At 73.0% G+C, this 26,318-nt stretch carries 26 protein-coding genes; 9 read left to right on the plus strand and 17 right to left on the minus strand.

What is annotated here, in order from left to right:
* Window positions 1-76: 76 nt before the first annotated feature.
* The 3 genes from VLY81_RS11660 to VLY81_RS11670 form a co-directional block, all read right to left on the minus strand.
* The gene (locus VLY81_RS11660; RefSeq protein WP_324668360.1) at window positions 77-640 is read right to left on the minus strand and encodes a MarR family winged helix-turn-helix transcriptional regulator; all 564 of its coding nucleotides are present in this window, start codon (window positions 638-640) and stop codon (window positions 77-79) included.
* A gap of 326 nt (window positions 641-966) precedes the next feature.
* Entirely contained in the window at window positions 967-1,878 is a 912-nt protein-coding gene (locus VLY81_RS11665; RefSeq protein ID WP_324668361.1) for a 2-oxoacid:ferredoxin oxidoreductase subunit beta, read from the minus strand.
* Window positions 1,875-3,707 (minus strand): 2-oxoacid:acceptor oxidoreductase subunit alpha, encoded by a 1,833-nt coding sequence (locus tag VLY81_RS11670; protein ID WP_324668362.1) that lies wholly within the window; start codon window positions 3,705-3,707, stop codon window positions 1,875-1,877. The genes VLY81_RS11665 and VLY81_RS11670 overlap by 4 nt, the downstream gene beginning before the upstream one ends.
* A gap of 225 nt (window positions 3,708-3,932) precedes the next feature.
* Between VLY81_RS11670 and VLY81_RS11675 the strand changes: the two genes are divergently transcribed.
* Entirely contained in the window at window positions 3,933-5,120 is a 1,188-nt protein-coding gene (locus VLY81_RS11675; protein ID WP_324668363.1) for a glycosyltransferase, read from the plus strand.
* A gap of 5 nt (window positions 5,121-5,125) precedes the next feature.
* On the opposite strand, the gene VLY81_RS11680 is transcribed toward VLY81_RS11675, so the two are convergent.
* Both VLY81_RS11680 and VLY81_RS11685 read right to left on the minus strand, forming a co-directional pair.
* Window positions 5,126-6,508, minus strand: a complete 1,383-nt coding sequence (locus VLY81_RS11680) for a DUF2150 family protein (protein ID WP_324668364.1) — start codon at window positions 6,506-6,508, stop codon at window positions 5,126-5,128.
* A gap of 43 nt (window positions 6,509-6,551) precedes the next feature.
* Window positions 6,552-7,721, minus strand: a complete 1,170-nt coding sequence (locus VLY81_RS11685) for a class I SAM-dependent rRNA methyltransferase (RefSeq protein WP_324668365.1) — start codon at window positions 7,719-7,721, stop codon at window positions 6,552-6,554.
* Between the two features lie 83 nt (window positions 7,722-7,804).
* On the opposite strand from VLY81_RS11685, the gene VLY81_RS11690 reads away from it, so the two are divergent.
* Window positions 7,805-8,659, plus strand: a complete 855-nt coding sequence (locus VLY81_RS11690; RefSeq protein ID WP_324668367.1) for an extracellular solute-binding protein — start codon at window positions 7,805-7,807, stop codon at window positions 8,657-8,659.
* Window positions 8,660-8,670: 11 nt separating this feature from the next.
* Here VLY81_RS11690 and VLY81_RS11695 read toward each other — a convergent pair whose 3' ends face one another.
* Entirely contained in the window at window positions 8,671-9,480 is an 810-nt protein-coding gene (locus VLY81_RS11695) for an HAD-IIA family hydrolase (protein WP_324668368.1), read from the minus strand.
* A gap of 126 nt (window positions 9,481-9,606) precedes the next feature.
* Between VLY81_RS11695 and VLY81_RS11700 the strand changes: the two genes are divergently transcribed.
* Window positions 9,607-12,336, plus strand: a complete 2,730-nt coding sequence (locus VLY81_RS11700) for a phosphodiester glycosidase family protein (RefSeq protein ID WP_324668369.1) — start codon at window positions 9,607-9,609, stop codon at window positions 12,334-12,336.
* Between the two features lie 21 nt (window positions 12,337-12,357).
* On the opposite strand, the gene VLY81_RS11705 is transcribed toward VLY81_RS11700, so the two are convergent.
* From VLY81_RS11705 to VLY81_RS11720, 4 genes are read right to left on the minus strand one after another with little or no spacing between them, the layout of a single operon-like run.
* On the minus strand, window positions 12,358-13,236 hold the full coding sequence (locus VLY81_RS11705; RefSeq protein WP_324668371.1) for a 3'-5' exonuclease family protein: 879 nt from the start codon (window positions 13,234-13,236) through the stop codon (window positions 12,358-12,360).
* Window positions 13,233-14,588, minus strand: a complete 1,356-nt coding sequence (gene hutI / locus VLY81_RS11710; protein WP_324668372.1) for an imidazolonepropionase — start codon at window positions 14,586-14,588, stop codon at window positions 13,233-13,235. The genes VLY81_RS11705 and hutI overlap by 4 nt, the downstream gene beginning before the upstream one ends.
* 57 nt (window positions 14,589-14,645) lie before the next feature.
* Window positions 14,646-15,617, minus strand: a complete 972-nt coding sequence (gene ftcD, locus VLY81_RS11715) for a glutamate formimidoyltransferase (protein WP_324668373.1) — start codon at window positions 15,615-15,617, stop codon at window positions 14,646-14,648.
* Between the two features lies 1 nt (window position 15,618).
* Window positions 15,619-16,125 carry an NUDIX domain-containing protein gene (locus VLY81_RS11720; protein WP_324668374.1) on the minus strand — a complete coding sequence of 169 codons (507 nt, stop codon included), beginning with the start codon at window positions 16,123-16,125 and terminating at the stop codon, window positions 15,619-15,621.
* On the opposite strand from VLY81_RS11720, the gene VLY81_RS11725 reads away from it, so the two are divergent.
* The gene (locus VLY81_RS11725; RefSeq protein WP_324668375.1) at window positions 16,106-16,372 is read left to right on the plus strand and encodes a hypothetical protein; all 267 of its coding nucleotides are present in this window, start codon (window positions 16,106-16,108) and stop codon (window positions 16,370-16,372) included. The two genes, VLY81_RS11720 and VLY81_RS11725, sit on opposite strands and share 20 nt — an antisense overlap.
* Here the strand turns inward: VLY81_RS11725 and hutH are convergent.
* Window positions 16,324-17,871 (minus strand): histidine ammonia-lyase, encoded by a 1,548-nt coding sequence (hutH, locus tag VLY81_RS11730; protein WP_324668376.1) that lies wholly within the window; start codon window positions 17,869-17,871, stop codon window positions 16,324-16,326. The two genes, VLY81_RS11725 and hutH, sit on opposite strands and share 49 nt — an antisense overlap.
* Window positions 17,872-17,964: 93 nt before the next feature.
* The gene (gene hisC, locus VLY81_RS11735; protein ID WP_324668377.1) at window positions 17,965-19,080 is read right to left on the minus strand and encodes a histidinol-phosphate transaminase; all 1,116 of its coding nucleotides are present in this window, start codon (window positions 19,078-19,080) and stop codon (window positions 17,965-17,967) included.
* Between the two features lie 193 nt (window positions 19,081-19,273).
* Here hisC and VLY81_RS11740 point away from each other — a divergent pair, with 193 nt between their 5' ends.
* On the plus strand, window positions 19,274-19,924 hold the full coding sequence (locus VLY81_RS11740; protein ID WP_324668378.1) for a cyclodeaminase/cyclohydrolase family protein: 651 nt from the start codon (window positions 19,274-19,276) through the stop codon (window positions 19,922-19,924).
* On the opposite strand, the gene udp is transcribed toward VLY81_RS11740, so the two are convergent.
* Genes udp through VLY81_RS11755 form a run of 3 tightly spaced genes read right to left on the minus strand, consistent with a single transcriptional unit; the run spans window position 19,889 to window position 21,680 of the window.
* Window positions 19,889-20,734 carry a uridine phosphorylase gene (gene udp, locus VLY81_RS11745; RefSeq protein WP_324668379.1) on the minus strand — a complete coding sequence of 282 codons (846 nt, stop codon included), beginning with the start codon at window positions 20,732-20,734 and terminating at the stop codon, window positions 19,889-19,891. The genes VLY81_RS11740 and udp overlap by 36 nt on opposite strands.
* Complete coding sequence (locus VLY81_RS11750; RefSeq protein WP_324668380.1) at window positions 20,734-21,438, minus strand: metallophosphoesterase family protein; 705 nt, start codon at window positions 21,436-21,438, stop codon at window positions 20,734-20,736. Before VLY81_RS11750 ends, udp begins: the two co-directional genes overlap by 1 nt.
* 26 nt (window positions 21,439-21,464) lie before the next feature.
* Window positions 21,465-21,680: a Trm112 family protein gene (locus VLY81_RS11755; RefSeq protein WP_324668381.1), complete on the minus strand. Its 216-nt coding sequence runs from the start codon at window positions 21,678-21,680 to the stop codon at window positions 21,465-21,467.
* Between the two features lie 146 nt (window positions 21,681-21,826).
* On the opposite strand from VLY81_RS11755, the gene VLY81_RS11760 reads away from it, so the two are divergent.
* Both VLY81_RS11760 and VLY81_RS11765 read left to right on the plus strand, forming a co-directional pair.
* Window positions 21,827-22,627 (plus strand): hypothetical protein, encoded by an 801-nt coding sequence (locus tag VLY81_RS11760; RefSeq protein WP_324668382.1) that lies wholly within the window; start codon window positions 21,827-21,829, stop codon window positions 22,625-22,627.
* Window positions 22,612-23,121 carry a LysM peptidoglycan-binding domain-containing protein gene (locus tag VLY81_RS11765; RefSeq protein ID WP_324668383.1) on the plus strand — a complete coding sequence of 170 codons (510 nt, stop codon included), beginning with the start codon at window positions 22,612-22,614 and terminating at the stop codon, window positions 23,119-23,121. The genes VLY81_RS11760 and VLY81_RS11765 overlap by 16 nt, the downstream gene beginning before the upstream one ends.
* 12 nt (window positions 23,122-23,133) lie before the next feature.
* Here VLY81_RS11765 and lepB read toward each other — a convergent pair whose 3' ends face one another.
* Window positions 23,134-23,796 (minus strand): signal peptidase I, encoded by a 663-nt coding sequence (gene lepB / locus VLY81_RS11770; protein WP_324668384.1) that lies wholly within the window; start codon window positions 23,794-23,796, stop codon window positions 23,134-23,136.
* A gap of 130 nt (window positions 23,797-23,926) precedes the next feature.
* Window positions 23,927-24,484 carry a YpiB family protein gene (locus VLY81_RS11775; protein ID WP_324668385.1) on the minus strand — a complete coding sequence of 186 codons (558 nt, stop codon included), beginning with the start codon at window positions 24,482-24,484 and terminating at the stop codon, window positions 23,927-23,929.
* Window positions 24,485-24,786: 302 nt separating this feature from the next.
* Between VLY81_RS11775 and VLY81_RS11780 the strand changes: the two genes are divergently transcribed.
* Together VLY81_RS11780 and VLY81_RS11785 are read left to right on the plus strand one after the other, a co-directional pair.
* Complete coding sequence (locus VLY81_RS11780; RefSeq protein WP_324668387.1) at window positions 24,787-26,052, plus strand: Y-family DNA polymerase; 1,266 nt, start codon at window positions 24,787-24,789, stop codon at window positions 26,050-26,052.
* Entirely contained in the window at window positions 26,049-26,312 is a 264-nt protein-coding gene (locus VLY81_RS11785; protein ID WP_324668389.1) for a DUF6504 family protein, read from the plus strand. Before VLY81_RS11780 ends, VLY81_RS11785 begins: the two co-directional genes overlap by 4 nt.
* Window positions 26,313-26,318 lie beyond the last annotated feature (6 nt).

Raw genomic sequence — 26,318 nt, forward strand, 5'->3', positions numbered from 1 at the left:
TGCGTGCAGGAGAGCCCTTACCCGATTAGGCAAGGGCCTTGGGAAATCCTGCCCTCTCGCCCATCACGGGAGGCGCTCAGCGGCACTGCAGCGGGTTGCCGGTCAGGACGCGGTAGGCGTCGATGAGCGGGCACTCCGGCGTGCTCTCGTCTCCGCAGCGCAGGCACAGCGCCTCGACCACCCCGGGGTCGTTGAGGCCTGCCGCCACGAAGGCCCGCAGGGAGCGCTCCAGCATCTCCTGATCCTCGGGGGTCATGCGGCTGAGGATCATCTCGAAGACCTGGGTGCGCCGACGCCGGATGGCCTCCACCGCCTGCTGACCGGCCTCCGTCAGCGATATCTCCACGGAGCGGCGGTCGTCGGGCCGGTCACGCCGCATGACCAGGCCCTTGCGTACCAGGCGATCCACCAGCTTGGTGATGGCCGGGGGGCTCATGTGCAGTCCCTCGGCCAGCTCGGCGGCCGAGCAGGCGCCGTGGCGCTGAAGGTACTTGAGACACTCCAGTTGCGAGACCGTGATGTCCGAGCCGGCGTCGGAGAGCGTGCGGGTGGTGACGACGTCGAAGACGAGCTCCACGAAGAAGTCGGCCAGCATCTCCAGCTGGAGGGGCCGCTGCGGCTCGAGGGTCAATCGCCACATGGACTCTGGCGACCCTTTCCCGTATCTTAACCTGGTTAAAGGCTAACATCCGCCCTCGCCGCGTGTCAAGGCGGCCCCGCCGGCTATAATGGGGAGATGACGGTGGGAGGGAGTCGGTCGTGGCCAGGCAGTCACCTGCAACGCGCCCGTCTGCGTCGAGCCGCCCGCTCGGCTACGTGCTGGGCGTCATGGCGGCCCTGAGCCTGCTGGGACTCTTGCTGCGCATCGTGACCCACTGAGCCGCGCCCACCGCGCGCCCGGCCGCGAGGCGGCCACCGTGGGGTGGCCGCCTCACCGTGGGATCCGCTCGCGGGCGATGACGCCCCTCAGCGGTAGCGCTGCAGCAGGGCGTCGATCTGCCGGGCGTCGGCCTCGCGGTCGTAACGCGTGCCGCTCTGGAGCCGCACGGCATCCTTCGCGCCTGCCGCGAGCCGGTCCATCAGCGTGGGCCGCTCCACCCGGTAGAAGATGCCGATGGGCATCCCTTCCGCCTCGGTGGCCAGCCGTAGCGCCGCCTGGAAGTCCGACGGATCGTGGTCCTCCCCCAGCTCCCACGCCTGCTGCTTCCACTGCTTGTAGGTGTCGTAGAAGGTGACGCAGGGCGTCATGATCTGCACGAAGCTGAAACCCCGGTGCTCCAGCGCCGCCTCGATGAGATCGGCCAGGTGCCGGGTGTGGCTGGAGAAACCCCGCGCCACGAAGGTCGCTCCCGCCACCAGCGCCAGCGCCAGCGGGTTGATGGGGTACTCCGAGACCCCGAAGGGAGAGGCGTGGGTCTTGTGCCCTACCTCGGTGGTCGGTGAGGGCTGCCCCTTGGTCAGGCCGTAGATGTGGTTGTCGAAGAGCAGGTAGGTGATGTCGACGTTGCGCCGGATGGCGTGGGGCAGGTGACCCATGCCGATGGCCAGCCCGTCGCCGTCGCCCCCGACCGCGACGACCGTCATGTCGGGGCGGGCCAGCTTGAGCCCGGTGGCCACCGGCAGCACCCGGCCGTGCACGCCGTGGAAGCCGTAGCTCTTGACGAAAGCCGGGAAGCGCCCCGAGCAGCCGATGCCCGAGACGATGGCGAGGCGCGCGGGGTCCACCTGGTTGCGCGCCAGCACCTGGATGAGCGCGTTGAGGATGCCGTAGTCGCCGCAACCGGGGCACCAGATGGGCTTGATGCCCTTGTAGTCCGCCGGCGTCATGCGGACCCCGTCCTGGAGCCGGGGAAGAGCCGACGACTTGACCGTGCTCATGAGCCCTTGGCCACCTCCACGATGCGGGCCAGGATCTCCTCCGCCGAGAAGGGCAGCCCCTCGTACTTGACCAGCGGCACGATGCGGCCCCGGATGCCGTTGGCCTCCAGGTACCGGGCCAACTGCCCGCTGGCGTTGACCTCCGGGACGATGACCACGTCCAGGCCGCGCACGAACGCCTCCACCGTGCGGGTCGGCAGGGGCGAGAGCATCTTGACCCACAGACCCTGCACGGCGATGCCCATCTGCTCCGCCAGGGCGGCCGCCTCCCTGGCGGCGCCGTAGGTCGAGCCCCACCCCAGCAGTCCGATGCGGGCTCCCTCCGGGCCGAAGCGCGCCACCCAGGCGCGGGGGTCGGCCTCCACCTCCCGCTGGAGCGCCTCGAGCTTGCGCCGGCGCTTCTCCGACATGCGCCGGTGCATCGCCGGCTCGTAGTTGGGGTGACCGTACTCGTCATGCTCCAGACCCGTGATGACGTGCAGCCCGGCCGGATCGCCCGGCAACGGGCGGCTGGAGATCCCGTCTTCTGTATCCACGTAGCGGCGATAGTGCCCGTCGAGCGCGCCGTTGGACTTGCCGTTGGCGCCGGTGCCGCCCCACTCCGGCTCGAGCAGCAGCTCGGCCCCGCGGGGCACGGGCAGGCTCTCGGTCCGCTGGGCCAGCACCAGCTCGCTCAGCACGATGACCGGTGTCTGGTAGCGGCCGGCCAGCTGGAAGGCCCGGCGCCCCACCTCCAGGCAGTCGGCCACACTGACGGGGGCCACCACGATACGCGGCGCATCGCCGTGACCGCCGTAGACCGCCAGATTGAGGTCGCCCTGCTCGGTCTTGGTGGGCATGCCCGTGCTAGGGCCGGCTCGCTGCACGTCCACGACGACCACGGGCAGCTCGCTCATGACCCCCAGCCCGATCAGCTCCACCATCAGCGAGAGGCCGGGGCCCGACGTGGCGGTCATCGACGGCACGCCGCCGAAGGAGGCGCCCAGCGCCGAAGCCAGAGCCGCCATCTCGTCCTCGGTCTGCACCGCGACCCCGCCGAAGGCGGGCAGCTGCGCCGCCATCAACTCCAGGATGTCGCTGGCGGGGGTGATGGGGTAGCCGGCGTAGTAGCGGCAGCCGCCCGCGATGGCCCCGATGCTGAGGGCCTGGTTGCCCGAGATGACCATGCGGCCGGTGCCGCTGTCGGCAGCCCCGGTCGTCGCGCCATCGACCTCGGAGAGCTCGGCCAGCCGCCCCAGCCCCTCGAGCTGCTCACGGGCCAGCTCGTAGCCCAGCTCCAGGGCACGGACGTTGACGGAGACCACGCTCTCGCCCTTGGAGGCGAACCGGCGAGCGACGAACTCCTTGGCCGAGTCCAGCGGCAGGTCCATGGCCGCGTAGGTCGCGCCCAGGGCCACCATGTTCTTCGCGAGGCGGCTCTGCAAGCTCTCCAGCGCCACCTTGCCGAAGGGCACCGCCCGGGCGGTCACGTCGGCCCTGAGCCCCTCCGGCTCGCTGCCGTCGTCGTGGCGATCGTAGAGGATGACGCCCCCCGGGCGCACCGACTCTTGATGCAGGGCGATGGCCTCGTCGTTGAAGGCGATGAGGACGTCGGCCGGTCCCGTCGGGGAGTCCAGGGGCTTGCGGTCGAAGCGCACCTGGAACATGCAGGGCCCGCCCTTGATCTCGGCAGGATAGGTGCGAAACGTGGTGACCCACAGGCCGGCCCGGGCCAGCGCCCAGGTCAGCATCTCCCCTGCCGTGATGACCCCCTCGCCCGACTCTCCGGCCACCCGGATGGTCATCCCCCGGCGACGAGCGATGGTGAGCGCTTTCACGGCCTCCGCCATGCCCGACGCCTCCCCTCCGGGGCTACCGACACGGGCCACGCCCCTGAGGCGAATCTCATGATAGCTGGCGCCCCCCTGCGCGTTATCCCGGTCGTCCGGCGCGCGAGCGGGCCATGGCGTCTTGACGGGCGTCGCGGCACCCCACCTGTGCAGCGCCGGACTCTTACGTTATATTAGCACAGCCGATCCCAAAACTGAACGAGTCTGGTCATCGAAAGGGCAACCATGACCATCGCGTTCTTCTCCGACAGCTACACGCCCTACGTCTCCGGCGTGGTGCAGTCCATCCGGCTGACGGCCCGCGCCCTGACCCGTCTGGGCCATCAGGTCATCGTCGTGGCTCCGGCTTATCCGTCCCACGACGCCCACCAGCCCGACGAGACCGGTGCCCTGGTGCTGCGGTTGCCCTCGGTGCCCGCGCCGGGGCAGCCCGTCTTCCGCATCCCGCTGCCCTGGCGGCGAGCGCTGCGGCCGCTCTTGGGGCGACGCCTCGACGTGGTACACGCGCACAGCCCGTTCCTCACCGGCGGCCTGGCCCGGTGGATGGCCCGCCGGCACCGGGCCCCCTTGCTCTTCACCCACCACACGCTCTACCACGAGTACGCCCACTACGGGTTGTTGCCCGCGTGGGCGCTGGTGCCGACCATCCTGCGGCGCGTGGGGGCGTTTTGCCGGGCGGTCGACTGCGTCGTCGCCCCCACCCCATCCATCGCGGCGCTACTGCCGCGTCTGTACGGCTCGACGGCATCCGTCGAGGTGATCCCCACCGGCCTGGAGTTGCGAGCCTTCCGCGAGGCGGACCCCACGTGGCTGCGGCAGGCCCTGGCCATCCCTGCGGACGCCCCAGTGGTCTTGCACGTCGGCCGCCTCGCACGCGAGAAGAACATCCTGGTCCTGATGCAGGCGCTACGCCATATCCTCGACGAGATGGCGTCGGCTCACGCGGTCGTGGTGGGAGGGGGGCCCTTCCTGGCCCAGCTGCACCGAGCCGCTAGCGAGCCGCCCTTCGCCGGACGGCTGCACGTGGTCGGTCCGGTGCCGCCCCATGCGGTGCCGCGCTACATGGCCGGAGCCAGCCTCTTCCTGACGGCCTCCACCACCGAAACCCAGGGGCTGGTGGCCGTGGAGGCCATGGCGGCGGGGCTGCCGGTGGTGGCACCGCGCGCCGGCGGACTGCCGGACGTGGTCACCGACGCGCAGCAAGGGTGGCTGACCGAGCCCGCTGCGGTCCCTCTGGCCCGCGCCGCGCTCCGCCTGCTCGCCGATGCCTCCACGTGCCGTGAGATGGCGCACCGGGCGCGGCAACGCGCCGCCGACTTCGACGTGGAGACGACGACCCGGCGTTTGCTGGCCCTCTACGAGACGCTGCGGACCGGTCCGCTCACCGCCAGCCCCACGCGGCAGGGGCCCTAGCCACCCTAGCGCGCCAGGCGCCCCCGGCGCGGCGTGCGCTGGCCGCGGCCAGCGGCCGTGAGGCGCCGCACCGCCGATTGCAGCGTGCGCCGGGCCCGGTCCGATGGAAGGCGCGGGTCCTCCAGCGCCTGGCGCAGGACGGCCACCGCCCGGCGGTCGCCGTAGTCGGCCAGGGCGGCAGCCACCTCCAGCTTGCCCTCGTCATCCCAGCGCAGCCGCTGGAAGAGCTCCACCAGTGCGTGAAAGGTCTGGTCGCTCCTCGGCATGCGCACCAGCAACTCGACCAGGGCCGACCCTGCCGAGAGGCTGGGTGCCCGCTGCACGTACTCCCGCACCGCGTCGATGGCCAGGTGGCCCATGCGCTCCAGCGCCGCCCGGGCCTCCCCCGCCACCATCCCGGGCACCACGGGGTCGGTAGCCAGCTCCACCAGGCGAGCCACCACCTCGTGGCGACGCAAATGGGCCAGGGCACGGATGGCGCCCGCCACGGCCACCGGCCGGGCACCCGGCCCGTCGAGCAGGTGGCGCGCCCTCACGGTCACCGCCAGGAGGGGCAGCACCTGCTCGCTCATCCTTTCCAGCGAGGCCAGGGTGGGCGGGTCGAGGGTCCCCGGCCCATCGAAGATCCGCTCCACCAGGGCGTCGACCGGGTCGGTCGGGCATGCCGTAGGGGGCTGCCAGGCGTCCCGCAAGACGGAGCGCCGGCGGCGAAACGCATCCAGGTCCACCACGGCGCGCACCGGCGGGGACCGGCGCCGCTCCTCCTCGATGGGCGCCCAGGGAAACGACGGCACGGTGGAGGCCAGGTGGGCGACCATGTAGCGCAGCCCCGTCACCCACAGCTGGAGGCGGCCGTCCACCAGGTCGGCCCAACGGGGGCGCAGGGTGCGCCCCCGCAGCATGAGCGCGCCCGCCTCGCCGACGCGGTCCAGGGCCGCCTGCGGGTCCCGGTCCATCAGCCCGTGCCCGGCGGCCACCAACTGGTCGACGGAGCTCTCCATGTCGTAGTCGCCGTGCAGGTAGCGGGAGAAGGCCAGCAGGTAGGCCGAGACCCGTTCGCGCAGCATCCAGCACCCGACCCGCAGGAAGACCTCGGCCACGGCCTGCACGTCGGCCGGTGCCGAGGGATCGGCCAACCGATGGGGAAACTCGTCGACCACCTCGCGTACCGACGCGAAGGCGTCCTCGGCGGCGGCGTCGCCCTCGAGGCAGGCCGCGGCCAGGGTGGAGACGATGAGCCCCTCCAGGGTCCCGGCGTAACCGGCCAGCATCAGGTCGCGGTCGTAGAAGAGCATGCTGTCCCGGATGTCCACCAGGGTCGCGACGAAGCCCTCGTACGTGCTCGTCGCCTCCAGCCTGCTCAGCAGCTCCCGGTAAGCCGATGCCAACCCTCTTCCCCCTACGCCGCCCACGGCAGGGCAGTCGCCGGCTTCACAGGGCCTGCGCCACCAGACACTTCAGATAAAGGGTCTCGGGCACCGCCGGCAGGATCGGGTGGTCGTACGCTTGCGTCCGGCTGTCGATGAGTCGCCAGACCCGTCGCGCGTCGTCGGCGGCCTCGGCCACCACGCCGAAGAACTGGTCGGGCGCCACGTGCTGGGAGCACGAGCAGGTGACCAAGAAGCCGCCAGGTTGCAGCATCCGCCATGCACGCAGGTTGATCTCCTTGTAGCCTCTCAGTGCCGCCTCCACGCTGCGCCGGGTGCGAGCGAAGGCCGGCGGATCCAGGATAATCAGGTCGAAGCGCTCGTGCTGCTGGTCGAGCCTGCGCAGTTCATCGAAGGCGTTGGCCTCCACCCACTCGATGCCCGACAGACGGTTGGCCGCCTCGTTGCGCCGCGCCTGCTGCAACGCCGCGTGACTCTGCTCGATGGCCATCACCCGCTCGGCGCCGAAGGCCCGGGCGAAAAGGGCGAAGCTGCCCGTGTAGCAGAAGGCCTCCAGCACCCTGGCACCCGCCGCCAGGGGCCGCAGCATCTGCCGGTTCTCCCGCTGGTCCAGGAAGAACCCGGTCTTCTGGCCCTCCAGCACGTCCGCCTCGAAGACCAGACCGTTCTCCTCGAAGAGCACGGGGCCCGGCAAGGAGCCGAAGAGGACGCCCCGCTGCAGCTGGAGCCCCTCCAGGCGCCGGCTGGGGACGTCGCTGCGCTCCACGATGGCCCTCGGCTCCAGCCGCTCGATGAGCAGCTCGGTCCACATCTTGCGGCGCACGTCCATGCCCATGGTCAGCAACTGCACCACGACCACGTCGCCGAAGCGATCGACGATGAGCCCCGGCAGCCGATCGCCCTCCGAGAAGACGAGACGCACCCCTTGGGCCGTGGGGTAGAAGCGCCGGCGCAGCGCCAGCGCCTCGTCGAGCCGCTGGGCGAAGAAGGCCCGGTCGACGTCCTCGTCCTCGAAGGTGAGCAGCCTCACCCGGATGCGGGAGTACGGGTTGTAGTAGCCCCGGCCCACGTGCCGGCCCGACGCCGTCACCACGTCGACGATGTCGCCGGGCGCCACGTCGCCCTCGACGTCCTGGATCTGGTTGTCGTAGACCCATACGTGTCCGCTCAGCGTCCGGCCTTCCCGGCCAGGAGCCAGCACCACCTCAGCCACCCGAGCATGCCTCCCTCGACGGCTTGGATGCCGGCCTCGCGGTGTGATACGCTTCACGATGGAAAGGGGCCCTCGTCCGGATCGTGCGCACGGAGACCGAGATCGTCATCGGCGCCGATTCACCTTGGGCGGGCACCCCCTGCACCCGCTGCGGTCAGGCCCTGGCGGAGGGGGACCGGGCGGTCATCTGCCCGCGCTGTCGAGCACCCCACCACGCCCGATGCTGGATGGAAAACGGCGGCTGTGCCCGTACGGGTTGCCGCCAGGTGGCCGTCGCGGTGGTGCTGCCCGCCAGCGAGCGGCCGCGCTCGGCTGCGCCGCCCCCCCTGCCCTGGTGGCGACAGCCCGCGGTCATCGGCGGGATCGGGCTCGTCGTGGCCGTGGGCCTGTGGCTCGTCGTCACCGCCGCCCGTCCCGCCAGCGCACCGGTGGCGACGCTGCGCGTCATGACGTGGGCCGGTCTCGAGGAGGCCGACGCGCTGGAGGAGCTGGCGGCCGAGTTCGAGGCCGACCACCCGGGCGTCGATGTCCGGCTGGACCTGACGCCGACGCTGGCCTACGACCAGAAGCTGATCATCCTCATCGCGGCCCGCGACGCTCCCGACGTGTACGCCCTCGCTCCCGAAAGGGTGGAGCTCTTCGCCCGGCAGGGGGCCCTCCTCGACCTGACGCCGCGGTGGGAGCAGGCGCCACCGGATCTGCGGCAGGCTCCCTGGAGCCCTCGCCTCGACGAAGCCACCGTCGACGGGCGTCTGTGGGGGCTGCCGCACCCCTTCACCCGCGGCGCCCTGGTCATCTCCAGCCAGTCGCAGGTCCCCGACCTGGCATGGGAGTGGGTCCTGCGAGTGATGCGCCGGCTGCCGCCGGCCACGTCGCCGCCCGAGGTGCCGCAGCCCACCCTGCCGGGCGGCCTGCCCATCGGGGTGCCGGGCTCGTAGGAGAGGGCCGGTCATGACATCAGCACGCTGGCCAGGTGGGCCAGGTCCTCGAAGACCCAGTCCGGCTTGGCGTCGGCTCGGTCCACGTCCTCGCGCGAGCTGACGCCCGTCAGCACCAGCGCGCTGGAGAGCCCCATCGCCCGGGCAGCGGCCACGTCCGTGTCGAGGCGATCGCCCACGACGACGATGGCCTGGGTGGTGGTCACGCCGCGGGCGGCGAGCCGCTGGATGGCCATCTCCATGATGGGACGATGCGGCTTGCCCACCACGACCGGCTGCACGCCGCTGCAGGCCGCGATGGCGGCCAAGAGCGACCCGCAGCCGGGCTGCAGCCTCCCTCCCTCGGCCGGCACCGTCACGTCAGGGTTGGTGCCCACGAAGCGAGCGCCCCGGCGGATGGCCTGGCACGCCGCGTCGAGCTTGGCATAGTCGAAGCGCCCGTCGAGGCCCGCCACCACGGCTGCCACGTCGGCGCCGGCGGCGCCGGGCCCTGCCGGCACGGTCGTCAGCCCGGCCTCCCTCAGCGCCTGGTAGAGGCCCTCCTCCCCGATGACCATCACGGGGCCCCGCACCCCCTGGCGCAGCAGGTAGTCTGCCGCCGCCGTCGCCGACGAGATGACCTCCTCGGGCTCGACACGGATCCCGAGCCGCGCCAGGCGGCGCACATAGTCGTCCACCGTGGGACGCGAGTTGTTGGAGACCACCACCACCGCGTCGCCCCGTCGTCGGGCTCGCTCGAAGAAGTCCACGGCTCCTGGCAGGCCCTCCGAGCCCCGATAGACCACCCCGTCCAGATCCATGATCCAGCCCGCCAGTGCCATCCTCTCCCTTCACCCGCGGGTCACGACTTTCTTGCCCCCCGTCGCCTTCCCCTCTGCCTCTCGGGACAGCCCTGCCGGCGCCGGGCGTCGCAGGAATTCGTGGAAATCCCCGAGAAGGCGTAGCCCATGCGCCTGACCCGAGTCGCCGCCTTCCTGGTCGTCCTGGCCCTGGTGGGGCCGACCGTGCTGTCGCGTACCCCCAGCGGCCTGGCCATGTCGACGCCGGTGCACGACAGCGCCCCGAGCGCGATCCCGTCGGCCACCGACGAGCAGGTCTGGCGGGCGCCGGTCGCTCCCGGGATCGACCTGGTGGTGGTGCGGCGCCTGGACGGCGAGGGCTGGGTCGACCTCTTCGCCCTGGTCGCCGACCTGGACGCCACCGGGGTGCGGGCCGACGCCCTGACGGGCCCCACGCTGACGGAGCTCGCACCCACCAGCGAGCTGGCCCGTCGAGCCGGGGCGGTGGGCGCCATCAATGGCGACTTCTTCCACCTGGGTACGACGGGAGCCCCGGTCGGCCTCGTGGTCAGGGACGGCCAGCTCTGGAAGAGCCCCTACCCGGGTGGGCGGCCGTCGGTGGCCATCCTGGAGACCCCCTCCGGCCCGCGGGCCTGGGTGGGCCGCTTCGCGCTGGAGGCCTCGCTGACCGTGGTGGCAGGGCCCGACGGCCGCAGGCCGGACGGCGTCTCGCTATCGGTCTCGGCGGTCAACGAGCCCGCCCTGACGCCCGGCCAGATCGGCGTGTACGACGAGCGATGGGGGGCCGCCCCCCTGCCACTGGGCCGCTGGCCCATCGCCGAGGTGGCTCACCTCGTGCTGGAGGCGGTCCCCGGGTCCGATTCGCTCTGGGTGGTCGCCGGCCAGGGGCCGGGCCTCCCCTCCCGGGGCCCTGCGCCCGGACGCATGGTGGTGCTGGGCTGGCGGGCAGGCGCCGAGGCGCTGCGCTCGGGCCTGCTGTCGCCGGGGACCATCCTGCGTTTCACCGCGCGCGCGGTGCCGCAGCATCCCCAAGAGTGGCCGGCATGGGCCGAGGGAGCTCGCTTGCATGCGGCGGTCTCGGGAGGTGCCGTCATCCTGAGGGGCGGCCATCCCCAGGTGGAGCAGGGCCAGCCGGGCGACGCCCTGTCGCGCCACCCCCGCAGCGCCCTGGGGGTGGGCCGGGACGGCCGGCGTCTGGTCCTGGTCGCCGTCGACGGGAGACGCAGCACGAGCCGGGGCATGGACGTGGGCGAGCTGGCGTCATGGCTGCTGCGGCTGGGCGTCACGGACGCCGTCAACCTCGACGGCGGCGGCTCGACCAGCCTGGCCGCGCGCCTCGGCCCCGAGGGGCCTCTCCTGGTCAACCTCCCGTCGGACGGCGCCGAGCGTGCCGTGCCGGTGGCGCTGGGGCTCTTCTACGACCCGCCCGCGCCTCCCGAGCCCGCGCCGTTCGTGCTGCAGCCCGTGTTGCCTCAGGTCTCGAGGCCGCCCTGGACCGGCGGCTACGTCCTGGGCCCCCAGGGTCTCGTCACGGCCGCCGGGGTCGCCTCCCGCATCGCCACCTACCCGCCCCTCGACGCCGACGAGCTGCTCTGGGTGGTGGACCCGGCGGACCTGGGCTTCTTCGCCGAGCCAGGCACCTTCGTGGGGTTGCGCCCGGGCACGGGGCGCGTCGTCGCGCTGCAGGCACCACCGTCGGCGAGCTGGGCCTACCTCCACCGCATGGCCGCCCCGCCCTCCGAGGACCCGCTCCGCGCGCTCCTGCAGGACGGACCCTCGTCCCCGGCCGTGGCCGCCAGCCTCCCCGTGGAGGTCGTGGGCCGTCCGGTGGCCCTTCGTGTGGAGCCATCGCCCCTGCGCCTGGTGCCGGGCCTGGAGGTGCCGGTCTCGGTATGGCTGATCGACGAGGAGGGGCGCCGCGCCCCGGCCGACCCGTCCTCCGTCACCCTGTGGGTGCAGGGCGGCGCGGAGGGGACCGCCCGGGACGGGGTCGTGAGCGCGCGACCGCTACGGCTGGCCGCCCAGCCGGCCACGCTCGAGGCCCGCTTCTTCGGCCTGTCGGCCAGCGTCCCCATCGAGTGGCTGGAGCAGCCCGAGCCGGCGGCCGCGGCGTCGCCGTCCGCCGCCATCGCGTCCCCGGCGGTTCGTCCTGCCGGCCCCCCCATGGCCCCCGTACCGGCCGGGTCGGCGGCCCCCAGCGCCGATGCCACGACCCGGGTCGCCGTCCTGGGCAGCCTCCCGGCCACCGAGGCCCTGACGTGGCTCTCCGAGTGGCTGGCCGGAGTGGAGCCCGGACTGGTGCTGGCCATCGTCCGGTCGAGCGCCCCCTGGGAGCCCATCGATCGCTCGGCCGTGACCCTGCGGGCGCTGGGCTGGCCCGTCGCTGCGGCGTTTCCGGAAGGCCCCGGGTCACCCCCGCTCGGGCCGCTGGTCTCGCTCCTGGGCTCGCCCAATGCGGTGGCGACCCGAGGGTCGCTGCGCACGCTGGTCGTCCACCCGTCGACCGTCTCGTGGCCATGGCTGGCGGGCCAGATCCAGCGCGCCGTCTCGGAGCAGGCGGTGGGATTGCGGCAGCTCGTGGTGCTGGTCTCCGACTCTCCCCTGCGCTGGCGGGCCCGTCGAGAGGCCGAGATGCTGCTGGGATGGCTGGCCGCCGCCCGACGGGCCGGTCTGGAGACCTGGATCGTCTACGGCAGCGATCGCGCGGAGCTGTCGGTGATGGAGGGCGTCCGCCTCCTGGGAGTGCCGCCGCTCGGCCAGGAGGGGGGTGTGGTGGTCCTCCAGGCGGGCAGCTCGGGGATCGGGTTGCGGGTGCCGCACGAGCCGGGCCCGGCCCTGCGGGTGCCGGCGGCCGCCGCGGCCTCGGCCGCCGGCTGAGGTGCCTGGCCACCGGGCGGCTCAGGCCGCCAACCCCCCGTACCAGGGCGCCTCGACCCGCACCACGGTCCCGTCCCGGCCGGTCACCGACAAGAAGCCCTCGCGAATGCCGACCTCGAAGAGCCGGCGCGTCAGTTCCACGTCCTGGCGGCAGTAGCGCTCGAGCTCGTCGAGCCGACCCTGCCGGAAGAGGTGGACGGCCTCCAGCCCCGTGCCGCCCTTGGCCATCCCCAGCGTGGCCCCGGCCAGCGCATCGAGCCCGGGGCGCCACCCCAGACGCTCCTCCAGCTCCACCATCAGGTCCAGCGTCGGCACGGCGTACAGGCGGTCGGCCTCGTCGGAGTAGCCCGACAGCACCTCGTAGTCGAAGCGCAGCACGTTGAAGCCCACCACCAGCGGGGCATCCAGCAGCCGCGCCATCAGATCGGGCACCTCCGTCTCCCCGTAGGAGCGGAAGCCTCCATCGGCCTCGCAGTAGGTGACCGCCACCGAGACGCCCAGCCGGTCCAGGTGATGGCGCCCCCCGACCTCCTGGAAGAGCCGACGGGTCTCGACGTCGACGAAGACGACCCGACGGTCCAGCACGGCACCTCTCCAGGAGGGCTCGGCGGCCCGGGCCGCCTGCGCTTCGAGCTCGGCCGGCGCCACGGTCGACTCCAGATGCAACCGCACCGCCTCCACGTGCTTGCACGTGCCGAGGCCGTTGGTCTCGTAGTCCTTGCAGTCGCAACGGTGGACGGCGCCCCGGCTCCAACGGAACCGCACCACGTGAGCCCGCCCCGAGGGGCCGGCGACCACGTAGCGCCCGAAGAAGGGATGCCCTCCGACCAGGCGAGCGGTGAGCCCTTCCTGCCGGGCCCTCTCACGGCGCTGCCGCAGGGCCGTCTCATGCGTCGTCACACCTCGACCTCCTCCCCCGACGGCGACAGACCCGCCGACGCCTCGGGGCCGTCGCCGCCGCGCACGACCCGGCCGCCGGACACCACCACCCGCACCAGGTCGACGCCGAGCCGGTAGGGGATCTCCAGGTACGAGGCGGCCTGCGCGACCACCAGGTCCGCCCGCTTGCCCGGCTCCAGGCTGCCCACCTCGTGGCCGAGGGCCAGGGCGTGCGCGCCGTTGATGGTGGCAGCCGCCACCGCCTCCTCGGGGGTCATGCCCAGCCACGAGCAGGCCAGACCCATCACGAGCGGCATGGACTCGACCGGCGCGGTGCCGGGGTTGTGGTCGGTCGCCAGCGCCATCGGCACGCCCAGCTCCCGCATCACCGCGACGGGGGCTGGGCCCGGCGGGCGCGCCAGCAGGTCCGCAGCGGGCAGCAGCACCGCGACCGTACCGGCTCGCGCCACGGCCGCCAGGTCATCGGGCGGCGTCGCGTTGAGATGGTCCGCGCTGACGGCACCCATCTCGGCCGCCACCCGGGCGGCGCCCGTCGCGTGAAACTGGTCGGCGTGCACCTTGAGACCCAGCCCCAGCTCCCGTGCCCGCCGGAGGATGCGCCGCGCCTGCTCGGCGGTAAAGGCCCCGTCCTCGCAAAAGACATCGCAGAAGGCCGCCAGCCCCGGGGTGGCCGCGATCCTGGGCAGCATCTGCTCCGTGACCAGCTCCACGTAGGCGTCCGGCGACGCCCGGTGGTTCTCGGGCACGGCATGCGCCCCCAGCAATGTAGGCACCAGCTGCATGGGCACGAGCTCGTCGACCGCCTGCAGGGCCTGCAGCAGGCGCAACTCTCCCTCCACGCTCAGGGCATAGCCGCTCTTGACCTCGACGGTGGTCGTGCCCAGGGCCAGCATCCGGCGCAGCCGCGCGACCGTCGCTCGCACGAGCGTCTCAGTGTCGGCCTCCCGGGTGGCGCGCACCGTCTCGAGGATGCCGCCACCGGCGCGCAGGATGTCGAGGTAGGACTCACCCCGCAATCGCCGGGCCCACTCGTGCGCCCGGTCGCCGGCGTAGATGGCATGGGTGTGGCAGTCGACCCAGCCGGGCAGGACGACGCGGTCACGGGCATCGATGACGATGGTGCCAGCATCCCAGGCGACGGCCGCCTCCACCTCGGCGGTGCCACCGGCGGCCAGGATCCGGTCGCCCACGCAAGCTACGGCCCCGTCCTCGACGATGCCGAGGGTGGCCTCGCGGATCTCCCCGCGGACGGGCCGCTTGGAATGCCCGTCGAGGGTCACCACCTGCTCGGCCCGGCGGATGAGCAGATCCGCGCGCGGACGGCTCCGGCCCCGGCTGGTCGACCGGGTCATGGTGCCGCCCCCTCCCCCCGAGGCGCCGGCCCGCCGCCCGGCGCCTGGCTCCTCCGGCTACCCGGCCGACGGCTCGGCCCCAGGGGCAGGGTCGGTCGGCCGGCGCTCGGCCTCGGCCGCCTCCAGCTCCATGAGGCGGCGCTCCAGGATCTGCCGTCGGCTCCAGGTGGCGTCCAGCCGCAGGTAGTACTCCGCGCACTCCACCAGGGCGTCCTCCGGTACCAGGCCCACCACCTGGCTCGACCGTATCTCGACGCCGTATCGGCGAGCCTCGGCCGCGACCAGCTCGAAGGCCCGGTAGATGGGCGTCTTGCGGTAGTCGAGGAGGTTCATGGAGATCTGGGTGGTGCCCCGTCTCTCCAGCTTGACCCCGATGGCCCGCACGTTGACCAGGCCGCCCCCCGCCTCCCGGACCCGGCGGGCGATGGCACGCGCCACCTCCACGTCATCGGTGCCCAGCTCCACGTTGTAGGCGATGAGGGCAGGCCGCACGCCCACCACCGTCCCCCCAGCGGTGGGGTGCACCGTGGGCGGGCCGAAGTCGGGACGCCGCTCGGGATCGCCATCCATGGCCGCCTGGAGTCCCTCGAAGTTGCCGCGCCGCAAGAAGCTCAGGTCTCGCCGCCTCGGCGACGTGGCGGCCTCGCCGTACAGGAAGACCGGCACGCCCAGCTCCCGTGCGATGCGCTCCCCCAGGCGGCGTGCAGCCGGCACCAGCTCCTCCAGCGTGATCCCCCGGATGGGCACCAGGGGCACGACGTCGGCCGCGCCGATGCGCGGGTGGCTGCCCTGGTGCGTGCGCAGGTCGATGCGGCGCACCGCCTCCTGCACCCCGGCGAAGGCAGCCTCCAGCACGGGCTCGAGGGGACCGACGTAGGTGACGACGCAGCGGTGGTGGTCCTCGTCCGACTCGATGTCGAGGACGTGCACGCCGGGCACCCGACCGATGGACTGGGCGATGGCGGCCACCACCTCGGGGCGCCGCCCTTCGCTGAAGTTGGGGACGCACTCCACCAGCACCGGCCTCATCTCAGCCGACGCCTCCTCCGGGCTGCCGCCGGGCGTTGTCCTCCAGCGCCTTTCGAGACCAGAGGCGGATCTCCTCGGTCAACCCCATGGTCTCCAGCTGCTCCTCCGAAAACCAGCCGATGGCCGCCGCCTCCCGGTTGGGCCGCAGGGCCGGCGGCTCTCCATCGCCGTCGGCCGGCTCCACCCGGGCGAAGTAGATGAAGTCCACGTGCTCGTGGCCCGGCTCGATCACCTCGACCTGCACGCCCTCGGGCCGCACCAGCTGCCGGGGCTCCGCCACGGGCAGGGCACGCTCGCCCGTCAGCGTCACCTCGAGCCCCGTCTCCTCCCTCACCTCGCGCAGGGCGGCGTCGTCGGGCAACTCCCCCGGGCGCAGGTGGCCGCCGGGAGGCAGCCACTTGCCGTACCGCCGGTGGCGCAGGAGGAGGACCCGGCGGCCACAGGTGACGAAAACGGCAACCGTAAAGTCTCGTCGGGGGGTCTGATGGGTGAGCCTCGCGACGCTCATCGTCGTCCTCATGTGGTCGATCCTCGTCGGCCTGCTGGTGTGGGCCATGACCGCCGGGCGCAAGGCGGCAGCGGCCTCCTCGTACAAGCTCCAGGCCCGGCTCGTGCAACTGGCGCCCCGGGTCCAGGCCGGTGCCCCTCCATCGGACGGAGCCGCCACGTCCAGCCGCGTGGCAGCCGGCGATACGGTGGCGACGGCTCAAGGCGATTCGTCCAAGAAGCCCGCCAGCTCCAGCCCGGCAGCCTGACGCACGTGTCGATACGGCTCGCCGGCCATCACCGCCTGGGCCAGCTCGTCGACGGCGTGGGATAGCGACCGGTCGGCCTCGGCCACGGAGGGCACCCGCTCGCGCACCCACGCCGTCAGGGCGCGGCCCGCATCGCCCAGGGGCGTCTCGTCCATCTCGGCCGCCTGGGCCGCGCAGACGAGCTCCAGGGCCGCGATACGGGCCAGGCGCTCGGTGGCCTCCCTCAGCCACCGGGCAGCGGCAGCGCTCATGCTGACGACGTCCTCCTGCCCCGCGGAGGTGGGGATGGTGTGCACCGACGCAGGCGCCGCCATCTGCCGCACCTCGGCCGCCAGGGCAGCCGCCACGTACTGGGCCATCATGAGCCCGGACTGGATGCCCGGCCGGCGGCTCAAGAAGGGGGGCAAGCCCCCGCTCAGGTGGGGGTTGACCAGCCGCTCCACCCGGCGCTCGGAGATGTTGGCCAGCGTCGCCACCCCGATGCGGCAAGCGTCCCACGCCACGGCCAGCGGCTGGCCGTGGAAGTTGGCGCCCGAGACGATGGCCCCGTCCTCGGCGAAGACCAGCGGGTTGTCGACGGCACTACCCATCTCGGTGGCGACGATGCCGGCCGCCCAGGCGAAGACCTCGCGAGCGGCGCCGTGCACCACCGCCGCCGCTCGCAGCGAGTAGGCGTCTTGCACCGGCCCCTCGCCGGGCCTGCGCAGCCGCGGGCTGCCGTCCAGACGGGCCCGCAGGTTGCGAGCGACGGTGCGGATGTGGGGATGGGGCCGGGCCTCCGAGAGGCGCCGATCGAAGGGCTCGTCACTGCCCCGCAGGGCCTCGATGGTCAAGCCGGCGATGAGATCCATGGCCACGCAGAGGCGGTCCAGGCGTCCCAGCGCCAGGGCGCCGATGGCGGCGCTCATCTCCGTCCCGTTGACCAGTGCCAGGCCTTCCTTGGCCTCGGGCCGCAGGGGCTCCAGGCCCGCTCGGGCCAGCGCGGCGGCCGCCGGGATCCGCTGGCCCTGGTAGAGGACCTCCCCCTCGCCCATCATGGCCAGGGCCAGGTGGGCCAGCGGCACCAGGTCGCCGCTCGCCCCCACGGAGCCCCAGGCCGGGATCGACGGCAGGATCCCGGCGTTGATCATGGCCGCCAGCAGCTCGACGACCCGGCGTCGCACGCCGGAGTGCCCCTGGAGGAGGCTGTTGAGGCGCAACACCATGACGGCGCGCACCTCCTCCGGCGAGAGAGGCGGCCCCACCCCCATGGCGTGACTGCGTCCGAGGTTCTCCTGGAGGGCCCGCACGGAGTCGGTCGGGACCCGCACCGTGGCCAGATGCCCGAAGCCCGTGTTGATGCCGTATACCGGTCGCTGGCCGGCAGCGGCGCGCTCCACGACGGCTCGGGCGCGCTCGACACGGTGCAGGGCCTCCGGTGCGATCTCGACCGGCAGGGGCCCGGGTGGCCGGCCCGCGACCCGGGTCCCCGCCGCGGCCTCGAGCCGCGCGATGGTCATGGGCCTATCGCCCAGGCGAATCACGGCCTCGGTGGCGACGGCTCCCCCTCCTCCCGGGCGGCGGCGTGGCCGTCTGCTGCGCTGCGGCCGGGGTCAGGCGCCCAGATCGGCCAGGGCCTGGCGGAGCGCCTCCCCGAACCGCCGGTTTTGGGCGGGCGTGCCGACGGTCACCCGTATGTACGCGGGCTCGCCCCAAAGGTGGCCCGGGCGCACCAGCACGCCGCGGCGAGCCAGGGCCGGCACCAGCTGCTCCGACGGTACACCCGTGCGGATCCAGACGAAGTTGGCCTCGCTGGGCACGTAGGCCAGTCCCAACTCCTCGGCCAGCTCGTAGAGCTGCCGCCGCCCCGCGGCCACCATCTCCCGGGTCCGCTCTAGGTGAGCCTGGTCCTCCAGGGCGGCCAGCGCGGCCGCCTCGGCCAGTCGATTGGTGGCGAAGGCCTCCCGGGCCCGCCACATCGCCTCGGCGATGGGCCGCGGCGCCAGCGCGTAGCCTACCCGAAGACCCGCGAGACCGTATACCTTGGAGAAGGTGCGAATGACCACCACCGGCGCCCCCTGTCGCACCCGGGCGGGCACGTCGGGGAAGTCCGGGCTCCCGACGAACTCCGCGTACGCCTCGTCCACCACCAGCGCAGAGCCCTCGGGCACGGCCTCCAGGAGCCGGTCCAGCTCCGAGGCCGTGAGCACGGTACCGGTGGGGTTGTTGGGATTGGCCACGAAGCCCAGGCGAGCGCCCGCGGCCAGTCGGGCGGCCAGTGCCTCGACGTCCACCGCCGACCCCCGCATGGGCACCCGCTCCACGATGGCCCCCGACAGGCGCGCGGCGATCTCGTACGTGGCGAAGGTGACGGCGGGCACGGCCGCCACCTGACCGGGCCCCAGCATCACCTGGGCCAACAGCGTGATGAGGTTGTCGCCACCGTTGGAGACCACCACCTGGTCGCTGGGGACGTCCCAGCGACGAGCCAGCGCCTCCCGGAGGCGGCGGCACGTGGCGTCGGGGTAGCGGTGCACCTCCCACGCCGCCCTCGCGATGGCCTCCACCGCTCGCGGGGAGGGCCCGAGGGGATTCTCGTTGGAGGAGAGCTTGACCGGCTCGCCCTCGGGGGTGGGGCCCACGTCCGCGGCCGACAGCCCCGGGACGTAGCGCGGCAACCCCTCCAGCTGGGGACGCAGGTCATAACGCCTCTGGGAGGCCGAGCTCAACGAAATCGCCTCTCTTGCGACGCTTCGTGGCGCGAGTTCGACTCACGGCTCCACGCCTCCTCTTGTCGGCCGTCCTGTGGGGGCGCCGTGGGTAGCGACCGCGGCCGCCGAAGGATACGATCGAGAGCAGCGAGCGAGTGCGCCGCCGGCGGCCCCGCCGGCCGGCGGCACGGGAAATGAGGCATCGACCCCGATGCTGGACGTCGCCCAATTGACGGTCGGACGCCTGACGACCCTCCTGGCCTCCTCCGATCCGGTGCCGGGCGGGGGCTGCGCCGCCGCGGTGGCCGGTGCCGCCGGGGCCTCCCTGGTCGCGATGGTGGCCCGGCTGGCGCTGCGCCGCACCGACGAGGAGCGGCTGGCCGCCCAGCTGGAGGAGACGGCCCGCCAGGCCGATCAGCTGGCCGAACGGCTCACCGCCCTGGCCTCACGGGACGTCGAGGCCTTCACCCAGGTGATGCGGGCCTATCGCCTGCCCCGCGGCACGGATCAGGAGAAGGAGGCCCGCTCTCAGGCCATCCACGAGGCCCTGGTGCAAGCCGCCGGGGTCCCTCTGCAAGGGGTGCGGGAGGGGGTGAGCGGCCTGCGGCTGCTGGTGAGCGTGCTGCCGTGGGTGCCCTCCGCCGCCCTGTCCGACGCCGGGGTCGCAGGCTGGATGCTGCGGGCGTGCGTGGAGGGCGCCGCCCTCAACGTCCGGGCCAACTGGCAGTCCATGCGCTCGGCCCCGCCCGAGGAGCTGGGCCGGCTGGACGACCTGGTGGCCGAGAGCCGCCGGCTCTTCGAGGACGTCCGACAGCGCATGGGCCCGCTAGCCAACGGAGGGATACCAGTGACGCCGTCCTGAGCGCTGGAGCCGCTGGTCCCACTCGGCCAGGATCCGCACCGCCTCCGTGGCGACCCGGGCCGACTCCTCGACGCCGCCGTAACTCATCTCGTCGGTGACCCGGTTGGCCACCACGGCCATGACGCCCCCCGCCCGCAACCCGAAGAGCCCGGCCAGGGTGTAGAGGGTCGCGGCCTCCATCTCGAAGATGAGCACACCCGCCCGGCGCAGGTCCTCGATGCGCTGGCCGGTCCACGTCTGGGTGTAGCCGCGCCAGCCAGGCCGGCTCTGGCCCGCGTGGAAGCTGGCGGTCGAGGCCGCCACGCCGACGTGGTAGGGCAGCCCGAGGCGCTCGGCCGCCTCCACCAGGGCCGCCACGACCTGATAGTGCGCCGCGGCCGGGTAGGCGGGCTCCACGTAGTCGTCGGAGGTGCCGTCGTGGCGGACCGCCGCCGAGACGATGACCAGCTCCCCGCAGCGCACCTCGGGCTGGATCGCGCCGCACGTGCCCACCCGGATGAAGGTGTCGGCGCCCACCTCCGCCAGCTCCTCCACGGCGATGGCCGTGGAGGGCCCGCCGATCCCGGTGGACGTGGACGAGATGGCGACGCCCCCCACCTTGCCGGTGTAGGTCGTGTACTCCCGGTGCCGCGCCACCGGCTGGGCCTCGTCCCATGTCGAGGCGATGAGGGGCACCCGGTCGGGGTCGCCCGGCATCAGCACGTAGCGCGCCACCTGGCCGGGGCCGCAGCGGATGTGGTACTGTACCCCGCCCGCTTGGGGACGCGTCGCCTCCGATCGCCATCGCTCCATCGCCCGCCACCCGCCCATCAACCGCCGACCTGCTGAGGCAAGACGCCCCGCCTCACGGCCTCGCCCCAGCGCGCTGCTCCGGGCATCTCCAGCTCCCGGGCCTCGGCCACCGCCGCCTCGACGTCGTAGGCGACCCGGCGGTGCTCTACCGTGAAGCCGCCCGGCTCAGCCGTCACGACGACGTAGCACGCCCGGGGGTCCCCATCCAGCGGCAGCCCCACGGCACCCGCCCCCACGACCATGACGCCGGACAGGCGGGCTTGGGATGGCAGGTGGTCGTGGCCGTGCACCACCAGGGGCACCCCCGCCTGCCCGAAGAGGCGCTCCAACCCGGCCCCGTCCGAGGGAGCCGGCAACTTGGCGAAGGGGTCGGCGGGGGTGCTGTGGACGACCAGCACCGGCCCCGCCGGGGTCTCCAGCTGCTGCTGGAGGGAGAGCGAGGAGAGGAAGGTCAGGTGGTGCTCCCGCAGGCGCTCCCGGGCCCAGCGAGCCCACGGCTCGTGCCGCGCCACGGACTCGTCGGCGGCGGCCACGTCGGTGTTGCCCAGCACGACCGGCCAACCGCCGGCTTTGAGCGCCTCGATGACCCGGTCGGGCCACGGGCCTCCCCAGGCCACGTCACCGCCACAGACGACCACGTCGGCCCGTCCGTCGAGATCGGCCAGCACCGCCTCCATCGCCCGCCAGTTGCCATGGATGTCCGAGAAGACGGCGATCCGCATCGTCCGTTGCCTCCCCGCGCCGTCGCTCACTCGGGTGCCGGCCCCAGGGGCTCGAGCGCCTCGACGGGGACGTCGACGTAGCGGTCGCCCTCTTCGACCAGCATGATGGGGATGCCGTCACGCACGGGGTACTTGCGGCGGCACGCCGGATTATCGCAGACGAGCCAGGTCTGGCGCTGCAAGGTGACCCGGCTCCTGCAAGCCGGGCAGACCAGGATGGTCAAGAGCTCCTCGAAGGTCACGCCCATCGTCCTCCTCGCGGCTTCGCCTCTCGATCTTCCCGGCCGGTCTGGCTTCCCCTGCCCCTCCCACGTACAAGGAGTCTGCCGCGAGGGGACGGAAAGAACCAACCGCATCGGCAATGCTGCCCACGGGGAGGCGACACGCGGTGGCGGATCGGCCGGACAGCCCCCTGGTGAACCCCGCCGGAGCCGGGATGGCCCCCAGCGCCGAAGAGCCCTCCGCCGAGCGCGCCCGTCTCATCGGCCAGGAGGCCCCCGACGAGGCGCTTCCTCGCGTCTACGTGGCGCGGCGGGTCATGGAGTTCATCGAGGGGGCCGCTCGCCGGGCCGGCGCGGATGGGGCAGCTGGCTTCCTGATGGGAAGGGCCTTGCGCAACCCTCGGGGCCGGCGGTTCGTCCTCATCGACGGCTGCATCGAGGCGCCCGAGGTGGAGTCGGCCGGACGCTCGGTCAAGCTGACGCCCCGCGCGTGGAAGGCGCTGAGATCGGCCGCCTCCTCGGCCTTCGAGGGGCGGGAGGTCATCGGGTGGTTTCATGCGCGCCCTGGCGAGCCCCCGCACCTGTCGCCCTACGAGACCTTCGTGCAGCAGACCCACTTCGGGGCGGCGTGGCAGGTCGCGCTGGTCTACGACCCCGACTCGGGGCAGCACGCCTGGTGGGGATGGCACGGAGAGGCGCTGGAGCGGTTGGGCGGCTTCTGGCTCTGGGAGACGCCCTCCTGCCGGCTCATGGGCGCCACGGAGCTGCAGCGCCTGGCCCTCTTCGAGCCGGCCCAAGCGGCAACACCGCCCGGCGTCCGGGAGGCAGCGGCCGCCGCCTGGCAGCGGGGCACCTGGCCCACGAGCCGGGCGGCGCAGGTCGCGGCTCGCCGCCGCCACCAAGGGCGACCGGTCGGCCCGCGCTGGCCCCTCGGTGGCAGCGCGTCGCCCGGGTGCTGCAGGGCGTGACGGTGCTGGTGCTGGTCTTCGTGGGCGCCATGCTGGCACGCTGGGGCCTGGAGCAGGCCTGGCCCTACGTCACGGGGCGACCCGCCCCTTGGATGCGGGAAGCGGTATCGCCGGTCGTCGCCGGCCCCGGCGCCCGGTTCCGGCGCGTCACCCGGGGCCCCGCGGGCGACGAGGTGATCGGCGGCGGCCCGGCCACGCCGGCCATGCCCACCATCGCGTCACGCCCCGTCGAGGGCGCCCCACCCCCGACGACGCCGGCCACTCCCACCTCCGACGCCCCAGCGCCCCCGGCGGCCGCCGGCGTGCCGACGATGGAGCGCTACCGGGTGCAGCGGGGCGATACGTTGTGGCTCATCGCCCAGCGCTTCTACGGCGATCCCACCGCCTACACCCTCATCGCGCAGGCCAACGGCCTCTCCGATCCGCACCGGCTGGTGGCGGGCCAGGAGCTGCTGCTGCCGCCCCTGGACGGGGAGAGGCCCGGGCGCAAGTGAGCCGCCCGGGCCTCAGGGCACGGCGGGTGCCGCCTGGGCTCCCGCCGCGGGCGCGGGGAGGCGGCTGAAGACGGACGGCCTGGCGATGACGCTCATGCGGGCCAGGGGCCAGTATCGCCAGATGGCGCGCCCCTCGATCAGCTCCCGCGGGATGAAACCGAGCCGTGGGTCGCGGCTGTCCTCGCTGTTGTTGCGGTTGTCACCCAGGACGAAGTAGTGCCCCTCGGGCACCCGCACCGGCCCGAAGCGACCCAGGGTGGGGCTCGCCAGGTAGCTCTCGTCGAGGGGCGTGCCGTTGACGAAGACCCGCCCGTTGCGCACCGCCACCTCGTCGCCCGGCACCCCGACGATGCGCTTGATGTAGTGCTCGCGAGGGTCCAGCGGGTAGCGGAAGACCACGATGTCGCCGCGCTGCGGCTCGTGGAAGCGGTACGTCAGCTTGTCGACCATCAGGCGCTCGCCGTCGTGCAAGGTGGGCAGCATGGAATTGCCCTCGACGGTAAACGCCCGGGCCACGAACGTCATGATGAGCAGAGCCAGGATCGCGGCACCCGCCACCGTCTTGAGCAGCTCCACCACCGCTGCTCCGATGGCCCGGCCGGGCTGAGCGGCTCCAGGGGTGCTCCGCCTCCGGCCGGCGGGCCGCACGCCCCGTGGGGTCGGCGCGGAACCCATCCTGTCAGTCCTCTCGGAAGGCGACGGATTTTGGCTTCAACGCGCCGAGCTTTCGCCCCGGTGGCCCGGCGATCCTCCCGGGTGCGACAGGATGCCGCAGGCAGGGCAGCCGTCGGGCGAGGCCCTTGGCTCAGACGTCCCAGAGGCAGCGCTGCCGCACGGCGTTGTAAAGGGGCGCGGTCCGCAGGAAGCCCTCCCGGTCCCGGCGGCGCAGCTGCTCCTCGATCTCCTGGCGGAGCGTGATGGCGAGCAGCAACAGATCCACCTGCTCCCGGACGATCTCCGCCAGCGCGGCCTCGACGCGGCGACGTTGCTCGCCCTTGACCGGCATGGCAGGGTTGGGCTCCAGCACCGCCCGGTACCAGGGCGGCACCTCCGAGGCGAAGGAGAAGACCGCGTAGAGGCGCCCGCGCAGGTGCTGCAGGGCTTCGATGGCCTGGATGGGGTCGTGGACGTGGAGGGCGCAGGTGCGGTGGAGCTGGCGCACGAGTCGCCCGTTGACGATGCTGACCTCCTCGCGCTGGTGGGCGCCCAGCTCGAGTTCGAAACCCGCCTCGGGGCTGCCGTCCTCGGCGATGAGGACGGTGTTGGGCAGGAAGTCGCGCTCCGAGACGAAGCTGATCCGCTCGAGCAGCCCCGGCGCCTCCAGCAGGTGCTGGAGGAAGTAGAGGCTGGCCGGATTCTTCAACGGCAATCGACTGAATCGGAAGATCGCCTCTCGCTTGGCCTTGAGCATTGCCCGTTGCGGCGCGGCTCGAAGCGACGCTTCGAACTCGCCCCGATGCCCCCCGTGGTCAAGGGTTTCGACAAGATGGGCCGGAATGGTGGTCGACCGATGTCGCCGGCCCGTTGGATGTGTCAGACAGTATTCTCTCCAACTGGCGGCGATTCCTGCGAATGATTCGCGCTCCCGCCCCTTGATGGCGAACATGTATTCGTGGTACAATGGCCCCGGTACCGAACATATGTTTCGCCTCGGGAGGCCGACCCATGACCCCGGTGGCCTATCTGTACGCTCCCCATCTGGCCGCCGACATCGTGCAACGGTCCGATCCATCGGTCGCGAGGCGGCCCCTCGCCATCCTGGCCGCTCCAGAGGAGGAGACCGTCGCCGACTGCTCATGGGAGGCGACGCGATGGGGGGTGCGGTCCGGCACCTCCCTGCGCCAGGCTCATCTGGCCTGTCCGGGCCTGGAGGTGCGGGTCTGCCCGGATGCGCACATCCAGGCGCACCTGGCGACGGTCTGGGATGCGCTGGTGCGTGCCGGTTGCCTCGTGGAGCCCGATCCGCCATACGGCGCCTTCGTCGGGCCTGCCGACGCCACCGCTCCGGAGGCGCTGGCCTCCGTCGTCGAGCAGGCGCTGCCCGCCGTCTGGGTGCTGGGAGCGGGGCCCACCCGCCTGATGGCCAAGGCAGCCGCGCTGGAGCAGGCCGAGCACCTGCACCGCCATGCGGCGGCCGGGCGTCTGCGGGCGGGAGGCGTCGTCGTACGCGTCATCCGCCCCGACGAGGCCCGCGCCTTCCTCGAGGGCCTCCCGCTCCGCCACCTCTGGCTCTGCCCCGATCCCATCCGTGACGAGCTCATCCGGCTCGGCTTCAAGACCGTGGGGGCCGTCGCCGCCCTGCCCGGTGAGGCGCTGATGGAGCGGTTCGGCCCCATCGGCTGGCAGATCTGGCAGAAGAGCCGGGGGATCGACTCCAGGGAGGTGCTGGCCGCCTATCCGCCGCCATCCCTGAGCCGGGTCTCCGATCTGGAGGGCGAGGCCCTCACGTGGGAGCAGGGTGACGGCCTGGCCCTCCGGGTGCGCCAGTGGGCCCGCGCCCTTCACGCCGAGCTGCAGGCGCGCACGCAGGTGGCCCAGGCGCTGGCGATGCGCCTCTGGCTGCGCCCTCCGGCGATGACCCTGGTCGAGACGATCCGGTTGGGCGAGGATCGCCAGGGCGCCGGTTCCTGGGAGATCGTGGCCCTCCACCTGCTCGATCGGCTCCGCCGGCAAGCCGAGCCCTGGCAGGCGAGCGGCGCCCGCCCCCACCGCCTGGAGCTCGTAGCCGCTCCCATCCGGCCCGCCCGACCCCAGCCGGTGCCCCTGTTGCCCCGCTTGAGCGTCGCCTCCCGGCAGAGCCGGTTGCACCGGGCCCTGCAGGCGGTCACCCAACGGGTAGGGCCGGGCGCCGTGAGGCCCGCCTCCGAGCGCCCTCTCAGCCGCCGGGAGTCCATGCTCAGCCTCATCGAGCAGGGGGCGGGGTTGCCGTGAGCCGGCGCATCGAGCAGCCCGTGGAGGTGGTGGGCACCCTCGAGCCCGGCGGGAGCGGCGGAGGTACGGGGGCGTCCATCGTGTGGGGCCATCGGCGCCTGCGCGTGCTGGAGTGCCTGGCCGAGTGGCGCGAGGCAGGCCGCTGGTGGGACGGCGAGGCCGAGCGGCGGGTCGTGCGGGTGCTGACCGAGGGCGGCATCTACGAGCTGAGCTGCGATGCGGCTACGGGCCGCTGGACCGTCGAGCGCGTCCTGGATTGACCCGAG

Source organism: Limnochorda sp. LNt (assembly GCF_035593265.1).
Classification (GTDB): Bacteria; Bacillota; Limnochordia; order Limnochordales; family Geochordaceae; genus Geochorda; species Geochorda subterranea.

What these genes read in the sequence shown, in the direction of transcription:
- VLY81_RS11660 (WP_324668360.1), bottom strand. Translation starts at nt 640, where the DNA reads ATGTGGCGATTGACCCTCGAGCCGCAGCGGCCCCTCCAGCTGGAGATG.
- VLY81_RS11665 (WP_324668361.1), bottom strand. Translation starts at nt 1,878, where the DNA reads ATGAGCACGGTCAAGTCGTCGGCTCTTCCCCGGCTCCAGGACGGGGTC.
- VLY81_RS11670 (WP_324668362.1), bottom strand. Translation starts at nt 3,707, where the DNA reads ATGGCGGAGGCCGTGAAAGCGCTCACCATCGCTCGTCGCCGGGGGATG.
- VLY81_RS11675 (WP_324668363.1), top strand. Translation starts at nt 3,933, where the DNA reads ATGACCATCGCGTTCTTCTCCGACAGCTACACGCCCTACGTCTCCGGC.
- VLY81_RS11695 (WP_324668368.1), bottom strand. Translation starts at nt 9,480, where the DNA reads ATGGCACTGGCGGGCTGGATCATGGATCTGGACGGGGTGGTCTATCGG.
- VLY81_RS11700 (WP_324668369.1), top strand. Translation starts at nt 9,607, where the DNA reads ATGCGCCTGACCCGAGTCGCCGCCTTCCTGGTCGTCCTGGCCCTGGTG.
- hutI (WP_324668372.1), bottom strand. Translation starts at nt 14,588, where the DNA reads ATGACCCGGTCGACCAGCCGGGGCCGGAGCCGTCCGCGCGCGGATCTG.
- ftcD (WP_324668373.1), bottom strand. Translation starts at nt 15,617, where the DNA reads ATGAGGCCGGTGCTGGTGGAGTGCGTCCCCAACTTCAGCGAAGGGCGG.
- VLY81_RS11720 (WP_324668374.1), bottom strand. Translation starts at nt 16,125, where the DNA reads ATGAGCGTCGCGAGGCTCACCCATCAGACCCCCCGACGAGACTTTACG.
- hutH (WP_324668376.1), bottom strand. Translation starts at nt 17,871, where the DNA reads ATGACCATCGCGCGGCTCGAGGCCGCGGCGGGGACCCGGGTCGCGGGC.
- VLY81_RS11740 (WP_324668378.1), top strand. Translation starts at nt 19,274, where the DNA reads ATGCTGGACGTCGCCCAATTGACGGTCGGACGCCTGACGACCCTCCTG.
- udp (WP_324668379.1), bottom strand. Translation starts at nt 20,734, where the DNA reads ATGGGCGGGTGGCGGGCGATGGAGCGATGGCGATCGGAGGCGACGCGT.
- VLY81_RS11750 (WP_324668380.1), bottom strand. Translation starts at nt 21,438, where the DNA reads ATGCGGATCGCCGTCTTCTCGGACATCCATGGCAACTGGCGGGCGATG.
- lepB (WP_324668384.1), bottom strand. Translation starts at nt 23,796, where the DNA reads ATGGGTTCCGCGCCGACCCCACGGGGCGTGCGGCCCGCCGGCCGGAGG.
- VLY81_RS11780 (WP_324668387.1), top strand. Translation starts at nt 24,787, where the DNA reads ATGACCCCGGTGGCCTATCTGTACGCTCCCCATCTGGCCGCCGACATC.